The organism is Flavobacterium sp., assembly GCF_035456225.1.
Classification (GTDB): Bacteria; Bacteroidota; Bacteroidia; order Flavobacteriales; family Flavobacteriaceae; genus Flavobacterium.
Genome location: NZ_DATIDM010000184.1, coordinates 1 through 15,560, shown reverse-complemented (window position 1 = coordinate 15,560; position 15,560 = coordinate 1). Strand labels below are relative to the sequence as shown.

The following is a 15,560-nucleotide window of genomic DNA, read 5'->3' as shown; positions in this document are numbered from 1 at the left end:
ATTCACCAGAAACAGGTCTAGTGAATGATACCTTTAATTTCTTTAATCCGAAGGCAGGGGTAACTTTTGCCATTAATAAGAAAAACACAATCTATTGGTCTTACGCCAGGGCAAACCGCGAACCAAATCGTACGGATTATGAAAATGGTAGTCCGAAGCCGGAGCAGCTGAACGATTTCGAAATGGGATGGCGTTATGTGTCTGCAAGAACAAGATTAAACATAAATGGTTATTATATGGCTTATAAGGACCAATTGGTGCTTACTGGTCAACTGGATGAAGTGGGTTCTCCGATTAGGGCCAATAGTGGTGACAGTTACCGATTAGGTTTGGAAGCAGATGCAGCGCTTACTGTTTTGGAACAACTGGTTATCCGCCCGAATGTTACGGTTAGTATGAATAAAAACAAGGATTTTGTGTTCCAGAGGAATGGTGTCCTTGAGAATTTAGGCGATACCAATATTGCCTACTCGCCAAGTTTCATTGCCGGGAATATTGTTACTTATTCGCCTATTAAAACAGTTCAATTGTCATTGTTTACAAAAATTGTAGGCGATCAATATATGGGGAATATCGATTCGGATGTTTCAAAACTGGAAGGTTATTTTGTGAATGATTTTTCGGTGAATTGGGAGATTAAAACAAAATCGGTGCTGCAATCCATTGTTGTAAGCGGACTGGTAAATAATATTTTTGATTATGAATATGTATCCAATGGTTATTTCTATACCTACGATGATGATTTCAGTAATCCCGGAACCATTACCACAATCGAAGGTGCCGGATATTATCCTCAAGCAGGTATAAATGCCATGCTTGGAGTGTCGCTTAAATTTTAGAGCTTAGTTATTAGTTGAGTTTGACTGAATCCTGGCGGGAAGTTCCTGTCAGGATTTTTTAATTGTAAACATTAATAACACTGCCGCTAACGGAGGTGCGGTATTGTTTCATCGGATATTGAGCTCCGTTGGCCAAACCTGTAAATAAATTGTATTCCTTTTCGTCGCAGGCGCATACGGCATTGATTCCGTCTATCGTCATGGTAGAACAACTGGATAATGCCTGATTCGGACAGGCTGCGTCAAAAGCATAGTATCCGCTCCCGGTGTTGAAGATGATAATTCCCCTAACGCCATAGCCGCCAACATATGCTGAATTGCTTGGGTATTGTAGGTTGCTGTACGCCGGAAAGCTCATGTTGATTTGCACGTTTACCGGGTAATTAGGCAGGTAAGGGTTGTTGTTGTTGATAGTGTTTTCGTCTTTATTGCAACTGATGATAAAAACAGCTGTTACTATGATGAGAAAAATGGAGCGTTTCATTTTTAAATAATTTTGCAAAACAATTGAAAAACAAATTTAAATTAATTAACTTTGACAAATGCAGTAATGCAGCAATAAAAACGAAAATTAAGTAAAAAACAATATCTTTGAGAAAAGAAATCCCGTTCCGATGGGATTTTTTCTATTTATATAAACGATGAAGTTATGAGCACAGTATCTTATTACACAGCAGAAGGATTGAAAAAATTAAAAGATGAATTAGATCATCTTAAGAGTGTAGAAAGACCAAAAGCATCTCAGGCAATTGCCGAAGCAAGAGATAAAGGAGACTTATCCGAAAATGCAGAATACGATGCGGCAAAAGAAGCACAGGGTTTGTTAGAAATGAAAATTTCCAAAATGGAAGAAGTTGTTTCCAACGCGCGATTAATCGACGAATCACAATTGGATGTTTCAAAAGTATTGGTGCTTTCTACGGTTAAGATTAAAAATCAGACCAACGGAATGGAACTGAAATATACGTTGGTAGCGGAAAGTGAAGCCGATTTAAAAACCGGGAAAATCTCTGTAACCTCTCCAATCGGAAAAGGATTGTTAGGAAAATCTGTTGGGGAAACTGCCGAAATCATCGTGCCGAACGGCGTGTTGAAATTTGAGATTTTAGAAATTTCGCGTGACTAAATTTTATAATTTAAGAATGGATTAATCTGGAATTTCCGGATTCTGATTTCTAAATTCTAACTTCTAAATTTTTAATACATGGCATCTATTTTTACTAAAATCATAAACGGAGAAATTCCGTGTTATAAAGTAACCGAAGACGATAACTTTATCGCATTTCTGGATGTAAACCCGAATGCAAAAGGGCATACGCTTTGTGTTCCGAAACAGGAAATCGACAAGATTTTCGACATGGAGGAAGATCATTATCTGGCTTTGATGAAATTTTCGCGTAAAGTGGCCAAAGCCTTAGAAAAAACCGTGGCGTGCAAACGCATCGGGGTTTCTGTAATCGGACTGGAAGTACCGCATGTTCACGTACATTTAATTCCATTGAACGAAATGGGAGAGATGACCTTCAAACAAAAAGTGAGTCTTACACCGGAACAGTTTGAAAATTTAGCTAAAGACATCCAGGCGAATCTGTAAGGATTTAAAATTTATAGAAAAGCGAAATCAGTGGTTTCGCTTTTTTTTTTTTTTGGTAGTATCTGTTTTTCTCGTATTTGCCTGACCCCTCACTGCTCAAAGTCTTCTGACGTTGAACGATTAAAGCAGTATACTTTTTGATTAATTTCGTTAATGTATCTAAAGCTGGAATCACTGTATAATATTTACCGCAGATTCACAGATTTCTTTATCTTTTAATCTGCGAATCTGTGGTGTTTTTAAAATATCTTGCTGATTTTACACCTCCTTCTTAAAAGTAATCTGCATCGTGGTTCCTTTTCCGATTTCCGAACTCGCTACCTTAATCCTTCCGTCATGATATTCCTCAACAATTCTTTTGGTTAAGGAAAGCCCAAGTCCCCAACCACGTTTTTTAGTGGTGAAACCGGGCTCGAAAACGCTCTTAAACTGGTTTTTTGGGATTCCGCTTCCGGTATCGGTAATTTTAATTTTGACAAAGCGGTCCAATTCTTCGATTACGATGGCCAACTTTCCTCTTCCCTTCATCGCATCAATGGCGTTTTTTACGAGGTTTTCGATTGTCCAGCTATGCAAAACAGGATTGAGCCGAATGTAAATAGGATGTTGAGGTGTTTTAAATAAGAATTCCACCTGTTTAGATGTTCGTGATTTAAGATATTCAAAGGATTGTTCGGTTTCCTGAACAAGATCGCGGCGTTCCAAAACGGGTTCGGATCCAATTTTCGAAAATCGGTCGGTAATGGTCTGGAGTCGGTTAACATCCTTTTCAATTTCGGAAACGGTTGTTTCGTCCACATTATCGGCTTTCATGATTTCCAGCCAGCCAATCAATGAGGATAATGGAGTTCCGATCTGATGTGCGGTCTCTTTTGCCATACCGGCCCAAAGACGGTTTTGCGTGGCCATTTTACTGGCGCGGTAAAAGTTGAAAATCATCCCACTGAAAAAAAGTCCGATTAAGACCAATGCTATCGGGTAATATTTCAGTTTTGTGATTAAAGAGGAGTTGCCGTAATACAATAAATGCTTTTTCCCGGCATAGTCAATCGTTATTGGGGGATTTTCCGATTTTAAACGATTCAGGAAAACAATGGATTTCGCTTTGTCTTTTGTTATTTCCTCATCAACATTGACCATGTTCACGATACTGTCCCTTTCGTTGGTTTGGATGATAGGAATCGTTTTATTGTTGCTTATGATCTGAAGCGGTAAGTCCAGGTCGGTGTTTTCATCGGCATTGTTCAACGTTTTTGAAGCCGCTGCCCAAAGTTCCATTTTCAGACGTTCTTCACTTTTAAAGGTTTGAAAGAAAGTATAAGTATTCCATAGTATCAGCACCAGAAAATTGAAAGAAGCGAGAATGATAATCCAGCGTATTAAATTGCGTCTGTCTGAAGAAAAGTTCATACTTTGTTTCGAATGCCAGGGTTATAGAATAGCTAATTTACAAAGTTTATCGCTACAGGCAAAAGTTTATTTTTAAACGAAAAATTTTCCTACATTTGTTTTGAGTTAAAATTGAGGGAAGTTTCGAGTCAAAAAAGTATCTTTGACAAAATTTTTCAGATTATGATTAGCGTTGATCCGAAGGAGTTGGCTCCGACGAAATTACAGGCATACCTTCAAGGTGCCGTTGGGCCGAGACCGATAGCTTTTGCAAGCACGTTGGATGAAAACGGAAACCCGAACTTATCGCCGTTCAGTTTCTTTAATGTGTTCAGTTCCAATCCCCCGATATTGATTTTCTCACCAGCGAGACGTGTGCGCGACAATACGATTAAACATACCTTAATCAATGCCGATGCTACCCGTGAAGTGGTAATCAATGTGGTGAATTATGATATCGTGCAGCAGGCCTCTTTATCAAGCACGGAATATGCCGATGGCGTTAATGAATTTGAAAAAGCCGGATTGACTATGGTGCCTTCCGACGTGATTAAACCTTACAGGGTAGGGGAAAGCCCGGTACAGTTTGAATGTAAGGTAAATGAAATCGTTTCTTTGGGTAACCAGGGAGGAGCCGGAAATCTGATTATCTGTGAAGTGGTGAAAATTCACATCAGCGAAGACGTATTAGATGCTAATGGAGCAATCGATCAGCATAAAATCGACTTGGTAGCCCGTATGGGAGGCAACTGGTACACCCGCGCCAATATGGGACTGTTCGAAGTGGAAAAGCCACTGACCACTTTAGGTGTAGGGGTCGACGTAGTGCCGGATTTCGTAAAAGAAAGCCCTGTTTTCGACGGCAACGATTTAGGGAAATTAGGGAACATAGAAGCCGTACCAACTGAAGAAGAAATTGCTATATTTGTAAAAGAGGATTTCGGGATCAAAGCGGTTTTGAGTTCAGACGACGAGGAGAAGAAATTCCAGATGGCCAAAGAATATTTAGATAAAAACGAAGTACTGACCGCTTGGAAAGTGCTTTTAGCAAAACAATAATTTAAGAAAAGATGGAAGTTACAGGTAAAGTAAAAGTGATCAATGCAGCACAACAGGTAAGTGCTTCATTTAAGAAAAGAGAATTGGTAGTTACAACGGAAGAACAGTATCCGCAGATGATTATGATTGAATTTCATCAGGATAAAACCGATTTGCTAAACAATTACCAAGTGGGAGAAACTGTAAAAGTTTCCATCAATTTGAGAGGGAGAGAATGGGTAAGCCCTCAAGGAGAAACAAAATACTTCAACACTATTGTAGGATGGAGAATTGAAAAATTGCAGGCTGAAGCGCCGGCAGGTGGACCACAAATGCCACCAATGCCAGCGAGCGAAGCCTTCGAACCGGTTTCGAGTTTAAAAGAAGAAGAGCACGACGATTTACCTTTCTAATTCAGAAATCTGAATTTAGAATTTAGAAAGAAGTCAGGAATTTGAGTAATTTTAAATTTCTGACTTTTTTATTTTATAAAATTTTAATTTGTGCCGCAAAGAATACATCTTTTAGACAAAGAACTTTGGTTCCCGCCTGTTTCCGAAACCCATCCTTCGGGCATCATTGCCGTGGGTGGCGATTTGAGTACGGAACGTCTTTTGTTGGCCTATAACAGCGGGATATTTCCCTGGTTTGAAGACGGCGAACCAATTACCTGGTGGTCTCCGGATGACCGAATGGTGCTGTTTCCCGACGATTTCAAACCGTCCAAAAGCATGCGGAACATCCTTAACCGCAATATTTTTAAAGTAACCTTCAATAAGGATTTCAGGGCAGTGATTTCCAATTGCCAATCGGCGAAACGCGAAGGTCAAAATGGTACCTGGATTACTGATGACATGATTGAAGCGTATTGCAAACTGCACGAACTCGGACATGCTAAATCCGTTGAGGTCTGGCAAAATGATGAACTCGTAGGAGGTTTATATGGCATCGATTTAGGTCATGTTTTCTGTGGCGAGAGTATGTTCTCTAAAGTGTCCAATGCCAGTAAGGTGGCTTTTGTGTCGCTTGTCAATTATCTAAAAGAGCATCATTATTTGTTATTGGATTGCCAAGTCTACAACGAACATCTGGAAAGTTTGGGTTGCGGCGAAATCGACCGCGATGATTTTATGCAGATTCTTCATTACCGCCCGAAGTAAATCTTACTCTTTTTTCATTTTCGGAAGCGTCCTGATGTAGAGTTCTTCCACTTTTTTTCGGGCCCAATCCGTTTTTCTTAAAAACGTCAGGCTTGATTTAACCGTCGGATTTGACTTGAAACAATTAATTGGAATCAGTTCTTCCAAAGTGTCAAAACCGTAAAAATCAACCAATTCTTCTACAATTGTTTTTAAGGTTATGCCGTGTAATGGGTCTTTGCTCATGCTTTATTGGCTTTTTTCAGATCTTTAATCGTTTTTTCTCTTCTGAATTTTCTTCGTGTGAAATTATAATAAAATATCAGATTATCCATGGTTAAGGCGATTGTAATCAGTGCGGCTGCTACAAGCAGTGTCTTGGTGCCCATCTGATAAAACAAAAGTGTGCCCGAAATACAACCCGCAAAAAAGAAAACTATAATTGACAGTTTCAGAAAAATGTTTTTTTTAACGGTAATGGTATTAGGATGATTTCTGTAGAAAAAATAATGTGAGATTTCAATGCCCAAATCGGTAAAGAGTCCTGTAAGGTGAGTGGTACGTACTGTCGACTGCGATATTTTGGTTACCAAAGCATTCTGTAAACCCATTGAAAACAAAAGGATGTATGCGATTTGGTTTGTGTTTTCACCATCAGTAAAATTCCAATCATTCCAAAAACCTGCCAGGACAAGCAGGAATATTTCCAGAAACATTGGAGTTGTGTGAATGTATTTCTTTTTGTTGAGAGAGGCTATTTCGATGAAAAAATTTGAAACAAAAGCACCGATAAAGAAAAAAAAGATATAAAGGAGATAAGGAATTGCGTTGACATATTGTCCAATAATTATTTTTTCGGCAAAATAAGCAAAATGACCGGTTACGTTGGTGGTCAATGTACTAATGGCCAAAACACCTACGCTGTTCACTATTCCGGCAACCAAAGAGAGGTTGGAGGCTAATCGTAAGTTGTGACGGAATGTTCTGTTCTTGCCTCGGTGTCTAAACATTGATAAATAAAATTTTTATAAATTCTTTTCTATCAATAAATATAGTTAAAATTTCAATTTAATGTAACTCCAGTTCAATGTGTTAAAAAACACCAATTCATTTTCTAACGTCGGCAAATCCATAATCAGTTTTAAGGTTTCGTGTGCCATCATGGTGCCGATAATGCCCGGCAAAGTTCCCAAAACACCGTTTACGCTACAATTAGGCACATCTTCCGGATTGGGCGGTTGCGGAAACAAATCGCGCAGGTTTTTAGAACCTTTGTTGTTGAAAACGGCCATTTGTCCTTCAAATTTCAGAATGCTTCCGTAAACCAATGGTTTTCCTAATTTAACACAGGTGTCATTGACAAGGTAACGAGTGGCAAAGTTATCGCAGCCATCCACAATAACATCGAAGTCGATAAGAATACGTTCAGCATTTTCTAAAGTGAGTTTTTCTTCAAAAGCATGAACTTCAATATGTGGATTCAAAGTATCCAAAACCGTTTTGGCAGTAATCGCTTTGGAACTCTCGATGCTGTTTTCGGTGTATAAAATCTGTCGGTGAAGGTTGTGCAACGCTACTTTATCAAAATCAACAAGACCTAAAGTGCCAACTCCGGATGCTGTTAAATACTGTAAGATAGGACAGCCTAAACCTCCCGCGCCAATCACCAGTACTTTGGCGTTTTTGAGTTTCAACTGACCGTTTTCTCCCACTTCGGGAAGCAGCATCGGTTTGCCGTAGCGTAAATAATCGTTTATCGTAATCATAATTTTATTTTAAGGGAAAAGTGAAAAGAGATAAGGGATAAGTAATAAGATGTTTAAGTGGTGTAGGCTTTGTCCCAGTCTTTCCAGACCGGCTCATAACCTTTGCTGGCAATGATGGAGGCGATTTCCTGTGCCGAACGTTCATCACTGGTTTCAAACTGTTCCAGGGATTCCACATCAACTGCGTAACCGCCCGGATTGGTTTTGGAACCGGCACTCATAGATGTTACGCCAATCGGAATAATGTTATCACGGAACTTCTCATTTTCGCGGGTAGAAATCGATATTTCCAGATCTTCGTTCCAAAGTCGGTAGGCGCATATCAGTTGGAGCAAATCGCTGTCTTCCATAATAAAATTCGGTTCGATAATTCCTTCGGCCGGACGCAATCGCGGAAACGAAACAGAGTATTTGCTCTGCCAATATGTTTTCTGAAGATAGTCCAGGTGCAGTGCATTGAAAAAGCTGTCAGTCCGCCAATCTTCCAATCCTAATAAAACACCCAATCCGATTTTATGAATGCCAGCTTTGCCAACGCGATCCGGTGTTTCCAAACGGAAATCGAAATTGGATTTTTTTCCTTTCGGATGGTATTCTTTGTACACTTCCCGATGGTAGGTTTCCTGATACACTAAAACCGTATGAACGCCGGCTTCGTGCAGTTGAAGGTATTCTTCTTCCGATAAGGGCTGTACTTCAATGGATATCGAGGAAAAGTGCTTTTTAATTTGTGCTACGGCTTTCAGAAAATAGTTGATGTTTACGGTGTAGTTGGCTTCCCCTGTAACCAAAAGCACATGATCAAAACCAGCTTTTTTTAGTTCGGCGATTTCTTGTTCAATCTCGTTCTCCGTCAGTGTTTTTCGTTTGATCTTATTGTCTAAACTGAAACCACAATAGGTGCAGATGTTCTGACATTCGTTACTCAAATACATGGGAGCATACATCTGGATGGTTTTTCCGAAGCGTTTTTGAGTCAGTTGATGACTTTGCTGTGCCATTTCCTCGAGAAAAGGTTTCGCTGCCGGGGAAATCAGGACCAGAAAGTCCTCGAGCGTTTTTTTGCTTTTTGCCAAAGTGTTTCTGACTTCCGTTTCTGTAGTCCGGTATATTTTATTTTGAATGGTGTCCCAATCGTAATTTCCAAAAACCGATTTGAAGGTGTTCATAGTTTTACCGCAAAGAATGCAAGGTTTTCGCAAGGCTCGCAAAGTTTTTCAAATAAATACCCGGCCTTATGGACTTTGCGAAGACCTTCGTGAACCTTGCGGTTAATAAAAAGTCAATTACTCATATAAAAACGCAGTCAGCGGACTCGAAGCCACAGCCGAATTAACTGTTTGTGCCAATTGCGCTTCATAAGCTTTTCTTCCGGCAATTACCGCTTCCTTAAAAGCTTCCGCCATCAGTTTTGGATTTCCGGTCACAGCAATGGCAGTGTTTACCAAAACAGCATCGGCCCCCATTTCCATGGCTCGGGCGGCATGGGACGGAGCACCAATTCCGGCATCTACAATAACCGGAACCTTGCTCTGTTCGATGATGATTTCCAGAAAATCTTCCGTTTTTAGGCCTTTGTTACTTCCAATAGGTGAACCTAATGGCATTACGGCCGAAGTTCCGGCCTCTTCCAGGCGTTTGCACAAAACCGGATCGGCGTGAATATAAGGTAAAATGATAAAGCCGAGTTTGGCCAGTTCTTCCGTGGCCTTCAGGGTTTCAATCGGATCGGGAAGCAGGTATTTCGGGTCGGGATGAATTTCAAGTTTCAGCCAATTTGTCTCCAATGCTTCCCTTGCCAGTTGTGCTGCAAAAATTGCTTCTTTCGCATTACGTGCTCCCGAGGTATTTGGTAATAAATTGATGTGCGGATGGTTGATGTGACTTAAAATAGCATCGGTTTCGGTTTCCAAATCGATGCGTTTTAGAGCAACGGTGACCAATTCGCTTTCCGAGGCCAGAATCGCTTCTTCCATATGGTGGTTTGAACCGAATTTTCCTGTCCCCAAGAACAAACGTGAAGTGAAATTCTTATCGGCTATTTTAAACGTTGACATATAATTTTTCGTTGAGTTGTGTTATTAGTTGCGGTTTTTCTGTAATCTGGCCAGATAGGGCAACACCATGTATTCCGATATCCAAAAGTGATGCGATGTCTTCCAACTGAATGCCTCCTATGGCATAAATCGGAATTTCAGGGTTACTGGGTTTCATCTGCGAGACAATATTTTGATAGCCTTCCAATCCTAAAATCGGACTGAGATTGTCTTTTGTAGTGGTAAATCGGAAAGGGCCTAATCCGATGTAATCACAGTTTTCTTCAACACGCTGTAAAACATCTTGCAATGTATTTGCCGTACCACCAATGATTTTATGATTGCCCAATAAGTTTCGGGCCTTTTCTATATTCATGTCGTTTAGGCCTAGATGTACGCCATCAGCATTGATTTGTAAGGCCAAATCAACTTTATCATTAATGATAAAAGTGGCCAAATATTCTTCGCAAAGTGTTTTTACGGCTTCCGCTAATGTGAAAAGTTGATGTTGGTCCTGGTTTTTGAACCGCAGCTGAATCCAATCACATCCGTTATCCAGCGCCTGATGGATATTTAATAGCTGATCTTCAACCGTGTTTCCTTGAGAGATATAGTGCAATTTGCTAAACATAATGATATCCTAATAAAGTTTTGTTCGAGGATAGGTATTTTTCGATATAAGTCTTGGCCCGCATCGATGACAAAATGAAATCGTTTCCCAACGCTATATTTGCTGTAATAGCGGATGATAAGACACAGCCAGAGCCGTGTTTTTCAGAATTGATTATGCGGGAACTGACCAATTTAGCGCGTTCATTGTCTACATACAGATAATCAATGCCTTTCTGTCTTGGATGGTGTCCGCCTTTCAGTAAAACGGAGCAATATGCCGAAAGATTTTCAGCAATTTCAGCTGCAGATTTCTGTGAATCTGCCAGTTTTAGGATTTCATGATAATTTGGTGTAATCAAATCGATGTGCTCTAAAACTTTTCGCAATTCCCATTGACTTTCGATGGTTGTGAACTCAAATTCTGTAGTTGATCTCAAAACGGTGTCCCAAATGATTTTTGTTTGTGGAGATTGTTTTTTTATTAGTGTGACAATTTCTTTTAAATACTCCAGAGAAGGAATAATTCCGATTTTAACGGCTTTTATTTCGTAGGTACGAAATAGTTTTTTTACCGATTCCAGTACGAAATCCAAATCCGTCCATTGAATCGCATGGAATTGGTTTTCCGTTTGAATAGTGTTGCCGGTAGTTATGGCTAAACCATATACCTGATGTTGTTCGAATGTTTTGATGTCGGATAAAATACCGGCACCGCCAGAAGGATCGTGTCCGGCGATTGTTAAAACGAATGGGCGTGTTGCTGACATATTCTAAAATTTTTTAGGGGGTTACTGTTTGACCAGATACTTCCTAATAATGCGACTTCTTCAAAACCGTTTTCCAGTGTTTTTTTTATGTTTTCCGATGAAAGACCTCCCAATGCAACCAGTTTCGTCTTGAAGTTGGTGCGTTGTTTCTGGCTTTCCAACAGATTAATGTTAGCATGGTAACCTTGTTTCGAAATACTCGGATATACCGGACTCAAAAAGGCATAATTGAAAATATCATTCAGTTTGTTAAAGGAATCGATTGTGTGCACAGATGTTGATTTTGTCCATTTAGGATCTGAAAAATGCATGGCATGGTTACGGTTGCTTTTGGGGAAATGTAGCCGGTTAGTGCCATAATCTTCTGCTAAATGATGGTGACTGTGTAAAACCAATCGGGCCCTAAATTCCAATCCTATTTCCGATAAAAACGATCTCATTTCCGCTTCTGAAAAGTCAGGTTTGCGTACGTGCAGCAGCTTTAATCCTTCCGGGAAAAGTGAATGGATAATGCTGATTTCGTTAGCAACGGGAATCGGACTGGTAATTACTATCATCTTTAATCTTTCTTCTATCTATAAATAAATTTCTTTTCCGCTTTCTGCAAATTCTTCCGATTTGGCTTTCATACCTTTTTCAGCTTCGGCTACGTCACGGATTTCCTGTGAGATTTTCATGGAACAGAACTTTGGTCCGCACATGGAACAGAAATGTGCCACTTTTGCGCCATCTGCCGGCAGGGTTTCATCGTGGAATTCCCTTGCCGTGTCCGGATCCAAAGCCAAATTAAACTGATCCTCCCAACGGAATTCGAAGCGGGACTTGCTGAGTGCATTGTCTCGATATTGCGCTCCCGGATGCCCTTTAGCTAAATCGGCCGCATGGGCTGCAATTTTATAGGTAATCACACCATCTTTTACGTCTTTTTTGTTTGGTAAGCCCAGATGTTCTTTCGGGGTTACATAACAAAGCATAGCACAACCATACCATCCAATCATAGCAGCTCCGATGGCAGAAGTGATATGGTCATAGCCCGGTGCGATGTCTGTAGTTAACGGACCTAACGTGTAGAAAGGCGCCTCGGAACAATGCTCCAGCTGTTTGTCCATGTTTTCTTTAATCATGTGCATCGGTACGTGGCCCGGGCCTTCAATGAACACCTGAACGTCGTGTTTCCATGCGATTTTAGTCAGTTCACCCAAAGTTTCCAGTTCGGCGAATTGAGCGACATCGTTAGCATCTGCGATGGAACCGGGACGCAATCCGTCCCCAAGTGAGAAAGCGACATCGTACCGTTTCATGATTTCGCAGATTTCTTCGAAATGGGTGTACAGAAAATTTTCTTTATGATGGAAAAGACACCATTTGGCCATGATCGAACCGCCACGGGAAACGATTCCGGTAACGCGGTTGGCTGTCAAATGAATGTAGCGCAATAAAACTCCGGCGTGAATGGTAAAATAGGAAACACCTTGTTCTGCCTGTTCGATTAAAGTATCGCGAAAAATTTCCCAGGTTAGGTCTTCGGCTATGCCTTTTACTTTTTCCAGGGCCTGATAGATAGGAACTGTTCCGATGGGCACTGGAGAATTTCGAATAATCCATTCGCGCGTTTCATGGATGTTTTTTCCGGTGGATAAGTCCATGATGGTGTCGGCGCCCCAACGGCATGCCCAAACCGCTTTTTCCACTTCTTCTTCAATGGAGGAAGTTACAGCGCTATTCCCGATGTTGGCATTGATTTTTACCAGGAAATTACGTCCCACAATCATAGGTTCGCTTTCCGGGTGGTTGATGTTGTTTGGAATAATGGCGCGTCCTGAAGCTACTTCGCTGCGAACAAATTCCGGTGTAATTTTTTTCTTTGGCGTGTTGGCTCCGAAACTATGGCCTGCGTGCTGGCATTGCATCGCTTTTTGCGCCGTTTCCAATTGTTCGATGCGTTGGTTTTCGCGTATGGCGATGTATTCCATCTCGGGAGTGATGATTCCCTTTTTTGCGTAATATAATTGGGTTACGTTTTGGTCTGTTTTGGCGCGTTTTGGTTTGTGTTGGTATTCGAAACGCAGGTGGTCTAATTTGGGGTTGTTCAAACGTTCTTTTCCGTAATCGGAAGTGATTTCGTCTAAAATTTCTACATCATTTCGGTCTAAAATCCATTGCTCGCGGATTCGAGGCAAGCCTTTTCTAATATCGATTTGGATATTCGGATCGGTGTAGGGTCCGGAAGTGTCGTAAACGGTTACGGGTGGGTTTTTTTCAGTGCCGCCGTTGGCCAGTTTTGTGTCGGATTGTGTGATTTCGCGCATGGCGACTCTTATCGGATGGAGTTCACCGTCTAAGTATACTTTCTTTGAATTGGGGAAAGGTTGTCTGGATATTTTTTCTTCTTGTGCCATTTTTTTAAGTTGCTGAATAATTGAATAACTGGGTTGTATTTTTGTTTTTAGCGCAGACTTACGCAGATTTTTTTGTCTTTATTCTTTGCTCTTTCTTCTATTTTCCGATTCTGCAAGGGATAGTAGTGGAAAGCCCGTAAGGGCAAACGCTTTTAAAAACAAGTGCTGGAAGGGGCGACCAGCGGAAGCCACTTGCAGGGCTGTGTTTTTTTAGCTTTTGACTGCGGACTTGCAACGAATAGCCCGTATGTGCAGCCAAATTATCCACCTTGTGTGGCTGTTATGATTAAAATGTCGTCAGTTTCGTTGAGAATGGTATTGCTCCAGTTGGTTCTGGGAATGACGGTATTGTTCACGGCTAGTGCTATTCCGTTTTGTTTGTTCGGAAATTCAAGGTCAAGCAAAGCTTGTGCGGAAAGGCTGTTGCTTTCGAATTGTTTGTGTTGATTGTTGATTTTTAGTTCCATTCCTGTTGGGTTTAGTATCTGAAAATACTTTAGGAATGGCTGCAATGCGTGTGTGAAAACGCCCTTATGAAGTCATCGCACTTTTCCCTACGCTGGTATTAACCAGATCAGGTTCAGAGGGTAAAATCTCAGCCTACGTGTTGCAGGCACCCCTAAAGTGTTACAAATGTATGTTTTTTTATTAAAAGAGTGAAAAATTTTAAGAGAATAGAGCAAAGAAACAAGAGGCAAGATATGTGGATTATTTTTGAGCATTCTCCACTGTGACTGCCCACTGTGACTGCGAACAGCGACTGATAACTGCTTACTTTTCCCTCGTCCAGCAATCTTCCACGTGGTCGTTTACCATTCCGGTGGCCTGCATATGCGCATAGACAACTGTGGAACCGACGAATTTGAAGCCGCGTTTTTTCAGGTCTTTGCTTAGTGCATCGGAGATTTCGGAAGTGGCAGGAACTTCTTTTGTGGTTTTGGGTTTGTTGTCCTGTGGTTGGTGGTTGACGAAGCCCCAAATATAATTGGAGAAAGTGTTGAATTCTTTTTGAACTTGTATAAAAGCAATGGCATTGGTCACGGCGGCCTTTATTTTTAACCCGTTGCGGATGATGCCGGCATCTTGCTTTAAGGACTCGATTTTGGAATCGGTATAGTTGGCAACTTTGTTGTAATCGAAGTTATCGAATGCGTTTCGGAAGTTCTCCCGTTTGGCTAAAACGGTGTACCAGCTTAACCCTGCCTGAAAGGTTTCCAAAATCAGGAATTCGAATATTTTCTGGTCGTCGTATACAGGAATGCCCCATTCATTGTCGTGGTAGTCGCGGTACAAATCGTCTTTTTCGCACCAGGCGCAGCGGGTTTTAGAGTCCATTTCTTAATCAATTAACCGGTTTTATAAGGTTCTGTTCTTTTTTTGAAAAATCTTCATCTGCAATCGGTTTGAAATTTCCAAAAGTATAGGTTAATGTAATACGCGCCATTCTGGTTTCGTTAATGCGATTGTAGGATGAGCTTAAATTCAACCCATTAAAGTTAGCATTAAATCCCGAGGTATTTAAAATATTTTGCACGCCAAAGAGTACCCTAAGCTTTTTGTCAAGGTATTTTGCGGAAAAATTGACATCCAGATTTTGAATGGGTTCGTTTAAATTATAAATATCCGTGCTTCCTTTTGAAGTGAAATTGTAGTTGACAAACATTTTGTACTCGTCTTTTAAAATGATTTGTGAATACAGGTACAACATGAAAGTTCCTTTTTCAAAATCAGTATACAAGTCGTTATTGAATTTTGTTTTATTGTAACTCAAATCTGCAAAGAGATAGCTTATAGCATTTTGATCTATGGCATTCCTTTTTTGTAGAAAAGCAGTTCCTTCGGTAATTATTCCAAAAGGGATTGGCAGTCCCAAGTTAATGGAGGTAGTTTGAACATTTTTCAAACTGATAAGGGATTGTGTAATGTTTAAAGAAGTGTTGTTGTTCTCATAGAAAATGGTGTTTCTTGTCTTTTGGTTGGT

At 40.6% G+C, this 15,560-nt stretch carries 20 protein-coding genes and 1 riboswitch; of the genes, 6 read left to right on the top strand and 14 right to left on the bottom strand.

What is annotated here, in order from left to right:
- The coding region (locus VLB74_RS11105) for a TonB-dependent receptor (RefSeq protein WP_325203527.1) at positions 1-839 on the top strand (839 nt) is incomplete at its 5' end.
- 58 nt (positions 840-897) lie between these two features.
- Here VLB74_RS11105 and VLB74_RS11100 read toward each other — a convergent pair.
- The gene (locus VLB74_RS11100; RefSeq protein WP_325203526.1) at positions 898-1,323 is read right to left on the bottom strand and encodes a Rieske (2Fe-2S) protein; all 426 of its coding nucleotides are present in this window, start codon (positions 1,321-1,323) and stop codon (positions 898-900) included.
- Between the two features lie 165 nt (positions 1,324-1,488).
- On the opposite strand from VLB74_RS11100, the gene greA reads away from it, so the two are divergent.
- A complete protein-coding gene (greA, locus tag VLB74_RS11095) occupies positions 1,489-1,965 on the top strand; it encodes a transcription elongation factor GreA (RefSeq protein ID WP_325203525.1) in 477 nt (158 codons plus the stop codon).
- A 78-nt stretch (positions 1,966-2,043) separates the two neighbouring features.
- Positions 2,044-2,433 (top strand): HIT family protein, encoded by a 390-nt coding sequence (locus tag VLB74_RS11090; RefSeq protein ID WP_325203524.1) that lies wholly within the window; start codon positions 2,044-2,046, stop codon positions 2,431-2,433.
- Between the two features lie 258 nt (positions 2,434-2,691).
- On the opposite strand, the gene VLB74_RS11085 is transcribed toward VLB74_RS11090, so the two are convergent.
- Complete coding sequence (locus tag VLB74_RS11085) at positions 2,692-3,843, bottom strand: sensor histidine kinase (protein WP_325203523.1); 1,152 nt, start codon at positions 3,841-3,843, stop codon at positions 2,692-2,694.
- A gap of 162 nt (positions 3,844-4,005) precedes the next feature.
- Between VLB74_RS11085 and VLB74_RS11080 the strand changes: the two genes are divergently transcribed.
- The 3 genes from VLB74_RS11080 (at position 4,006) to aat (ending at position 6,020) form a co-directional block, all read left to right on the top strand.
- Positions 4,006-4,881 (top strand): flavin reductase family protein, encoded by an 876-nt coding sequence (locus tag VLB74_RS11080; RefSeq protein WP_325203522.1) that lies wholly within the window; start codon positions 4,006-4,008, stop codon positions 4,879-4,881.
- Between the two features lie 11 nt (positions 4,882-4,892).
- Positions 4,893-5,273: a DUF3127 domain-containing protein gene (locus VLB74_RS11075; protein ID WP_325203521.1), complete on the top strand. Its 381-nt coding sequence runs from the start codon at positions 4,893-4,895 to the stop codon at positions 5,271-5,273.
- A 102-nt stretch (positions 5,274-5,375) separates the two neighbouring features.
- Positions 5,376-6,020, top strand: a complete 645-nt coding sequence (gene aat, locus VLB74_RS11070; RefSeq protein WP_325203528.1) for a leucyl/phenylalanyl-tRNA--protein transferase — start codon at positions 5,376-5,378, stop codon at positions 6,018-6,020.
- A 3-nt stretch (positions 6,021-6,023) separates the two neighbouring features.
- Here the strand turns inward: aat and VLB74_RS11065 are convergent, their stop codons facing one another.
- The 12 genes from VLB74_RS11065 to VLB74_RS11010 all read right to left on the bottom strand — a co-directional run.
- Entirely contained in the window at positions 6,024-6,245 is a 222-nt protein-coding gene (locus tag VLB74_RS11065; RefSeq protein WP_325203520.1) for a VF530 family protein, read from the bottom strand.
- Positions 6,242-7,009 carry a YoaK family protein gene (locus VLB74_RS11060; RefSeq protein WP_325203519.1) on the bottom strand — a complete coding sequence of 256 codons (768 nt, stop codon included), beginning with the start codon at positions 7,007-7,009 and terminating at the stop codon, positions 6,242-6,244. Before VLB74_RS11060 ends, VLB74_RS11065 begins: the two co-directional genes overlap by 4 nt.
- Positions 7,010-7,054: 45 nt before the next feature.
- Entirely contained in the window at positions 7,055-7,765 is a 711-nt protein-coding gene (locus VLB74_RS11055; RefSeq protein ID WP_325203518.1) for a HesA/MoeB/ThiF family protein, read from the bottom strand.
- 53 nt (positions 7,766-7,818) lie between these two features.
- On the bottom strand, positions 7,819-8,934 hold the full coding sequence (gene thiH, locus VLB74_RS11050) for a 2-iminoacetate synthase ThiH (RefSeq protein ID WP_325203517.1): 1,116 nt from the start codon (positions 8,932-8,934) through the stop codon (positions 7,819-7,821).
- Between the two features lie 117 nt (positions 8,935-9,051).
- Positions 9,052-9,822 carry a thiazole synthase gene (locus VLB74_RS11045; RefSeq protein ID WP_325203516.1) on the bottom strand — a complete coding sequence of 257 codons (771 nt, stop codon included), beginning with the start codon at positions 9,820-9,822 and terminating at the stop codon, positions 9,052-9,054.
- Complete coding sequence (locus tag VLB74_RS11040; RefSeq protein WP_325203515.1) at positions 9,809-10,432, bottom strand: thiamine phosphate synthase; 624 nt, start codon at positions 10,430-10,432, stop codon at positions 9,809-9,811. The genes VLB74_RS11045 and VLB74_RS11040 overlap by 14 nt, the downstream gene beginning before the upstream one ends.
- Positions 10,425-11,180 (bottom strand): hydroxymethylpyrimidine/phosphomethylpyrimidine kinase, encoded by a 756-nt coding sequence (locus VLB74_RS11035; RefSeq protein ID WP_325203514.1) that lies wholly within the window; start codon positions 11,178-11,180, stop codon positions 10,425-10,427. The genes VLB74_RS11040 and VLB74_RS11035 overlap by 8 nt, the downstream gene beginning before the upstream one ends.
- Positions 11,153-11,737 (bottom strand): thiamine phosphate synthase, encoded by a 585-nt coding sequence (locus VLB74_RS11030; RefSeq protein ID WP_325203513.1) that lies wholly within the window; start codon positions 11,735-11,737, stop codon positions 11,153-11,155. The genes VLB74_RS11035 and VLB74_RS11030 overlap by 28 nt, the downstream gene beginning before the upstream one ends.
- Before the next feature lie 18 nt (positions 11,738-11,755).
- A complete protein-coding gene (gene thiC / locus VLB74_RS11025) occupies positions 11,756-13,579 on the bottom strand; it encodes a phosphomethylpyrimidine synthase ThiC (protein WP_325203512.1) in 1,824 nt (607 codons plus the stop codon).
- 260 nt (positions 13,580-13,839) lie between these two features.
- The gene (gene thiS / locus VLB74_RS11020; protein ID WP_325203511.1) at positions 13,840-14,046 is read right to left on the bottom strand and encodes a sulfur carrier protein ThiS; all 207 of its coding nucleotides are present in this window, start codon (positions 14,044-14,046) and stop codon (positions 13,840-13,842) included.
- A gap of 67 nt (positions 14,047-14,113) precedes the next feature.
- A riboswitch (TPP riboswitch) is annotated at positions 14,114-14,210 on the bottom strand.
- Between the two features lie 140 nt (positions 14,211-14,350).
- The gene (locus VLB74_RS11015) at positions 14,351-14,914 is read right to left on the bottom strand and encodes a DNA-3-methyladenine glycosylase I (RefSeq protein ID WP_325203510.1); all 564 of its coding nucleotides are present in this window, start codon (positions 14,912-14,914) and stop codon (positions 14,351-14,353) included.
- Between the two features lie 7 nt (positions 14,915-14,921).
- The coding region (locus VLB74_RS11010; protein ID WP_325203509.1) for an outer membrane beta-barrel protein at positions 14,922-15,560 on the bottom strand (639 nt) is incomplete at its 5' end.

What these genes read in the sequence shown, in the direction of transcription:
- thiC (WP_325203512.1), bottom strand. Translation starts at nt 13,579, where the DNA reads ATGGCACAAGAAGAAAAAATATCCAGACAACCTTTCCCCAATTCAAAG.
- thiS (WP_325203511.1), bottom strand. Translation starts at nt 14,046, where the DNA reads ATGGAACTAAAAATCAACAATCAACACAAACAATTCGAAAGCAACAGC.
- VLB74_RS11045 (WP_325203516.1), bottom strand. Translation starts at nt 9,822, where the DNA reads ATGTCAACGTTTAAAATAGCCGATAAGAATTTCACTTCACGTTTGTTC.
- VLB74_RS11065 (WP_325203520.1), bottom strand. Translation starts at nt 6,245, where the DNA reads ATGAGCAAAGACCCATTACACGGCATAACCTTAAAAACAATTGTAGAA.
- VLB74_RS11060 (WP_325203519.1), bottom strand. Translation starts at nt 7,009, where the DNA reads ATGTTTAGACACCGAGGCAAGAACAGAACATTCCGTCACAACTTACGA.
- VLB74_RS11035 (WP_325203514.1), bottom strand. Translation starts at nt 11,180, where the DNA reads ATGTCAGCAACACGCCCATTCGTTTTAACAATCGCCGGACACGATCCT.
- VLB74_RS11090 (WP_325203524.1), top strand. Translation starts at nt 2,044, where the DNA reads ATGGCATCTATTTTTACTAAAATCATAAACGGAGAAATTCCGTGTTAT.
- VLB74_RS11100 (WP_325203526.1), bottom strand. Translation starts at nt 1,323, where the DNA reads ATGAAACGCTCCATTTTTCTCATCATAGTAACAGCTGTTTTTATCATC.
- VLB74_RS11055 (WP_325203518.1), bottom strand. Translation starts at nt 7,765, where the DNA reads ATGATTACGATAAACGATTATTTACGCTACGGCAAACCGATGCTGCTT.
- VLB74_RS11075 (WP_325203521.1), top strand. Translation starts at nt 4,893, where the DNA reads ATGGAAGTTACAGGTAAAGTAAAAGTGATCAATGCAGCACAACAGGTA.
- thiH (WP_325203517.1), bottom strand. Translation starts at nt 8,934, where the DNA reads ATGAACACCTTCAAATCGGTTTTTGGAAATTACGATTGGGACACCATT.
- VLB74_RS11040 (WP_325203515.1), bottom strand. Translation starts at nt 10,432, where the DNA reads ATGTTTAGCAAATTGCACTATATCTCTCAAGGAAACACGGTTGAAGAT.
- VLB74_RS11015 (WP_325203510.1), bottom strand. Translation starts at nt 14,914, where the DNA reads ATGGACTCTAAAACCCGCTGCGCCTGGTGCGAAAAAGACGATTTGTAC.
- VLB74_RS11030 (WP_325203513.1), bottom strand. Translation starts at nt 11,737, where the DNA reads ATGATAGTAATTACCAGTCCGATTCCCGTTGCTAACGAAATCAGCATT.
- greA (WP_325203525.1), top strand. Translation starts at nt 1,489, where the DNA reads ATGAGCACAGTATCTTATTACACAGCAGAAGGATTGAAAAAATTAAAA.
- VLB74_RS11080 (WP_325203522.1), top strand. Translation starts at nt 4,006, where the DNA reads ATGATTAGCGTTGATCCGAAGGAGTTGGCTCCGACGAAATTACAGGCA.
- VLB74_RS11085 (WP_325203523.1), bottom strand. Translation starts at nt 3,843, where the DNA reads ATGAACTTTTCTTCAGACAGACGCAATTTAATACGCTGGATTATCATT.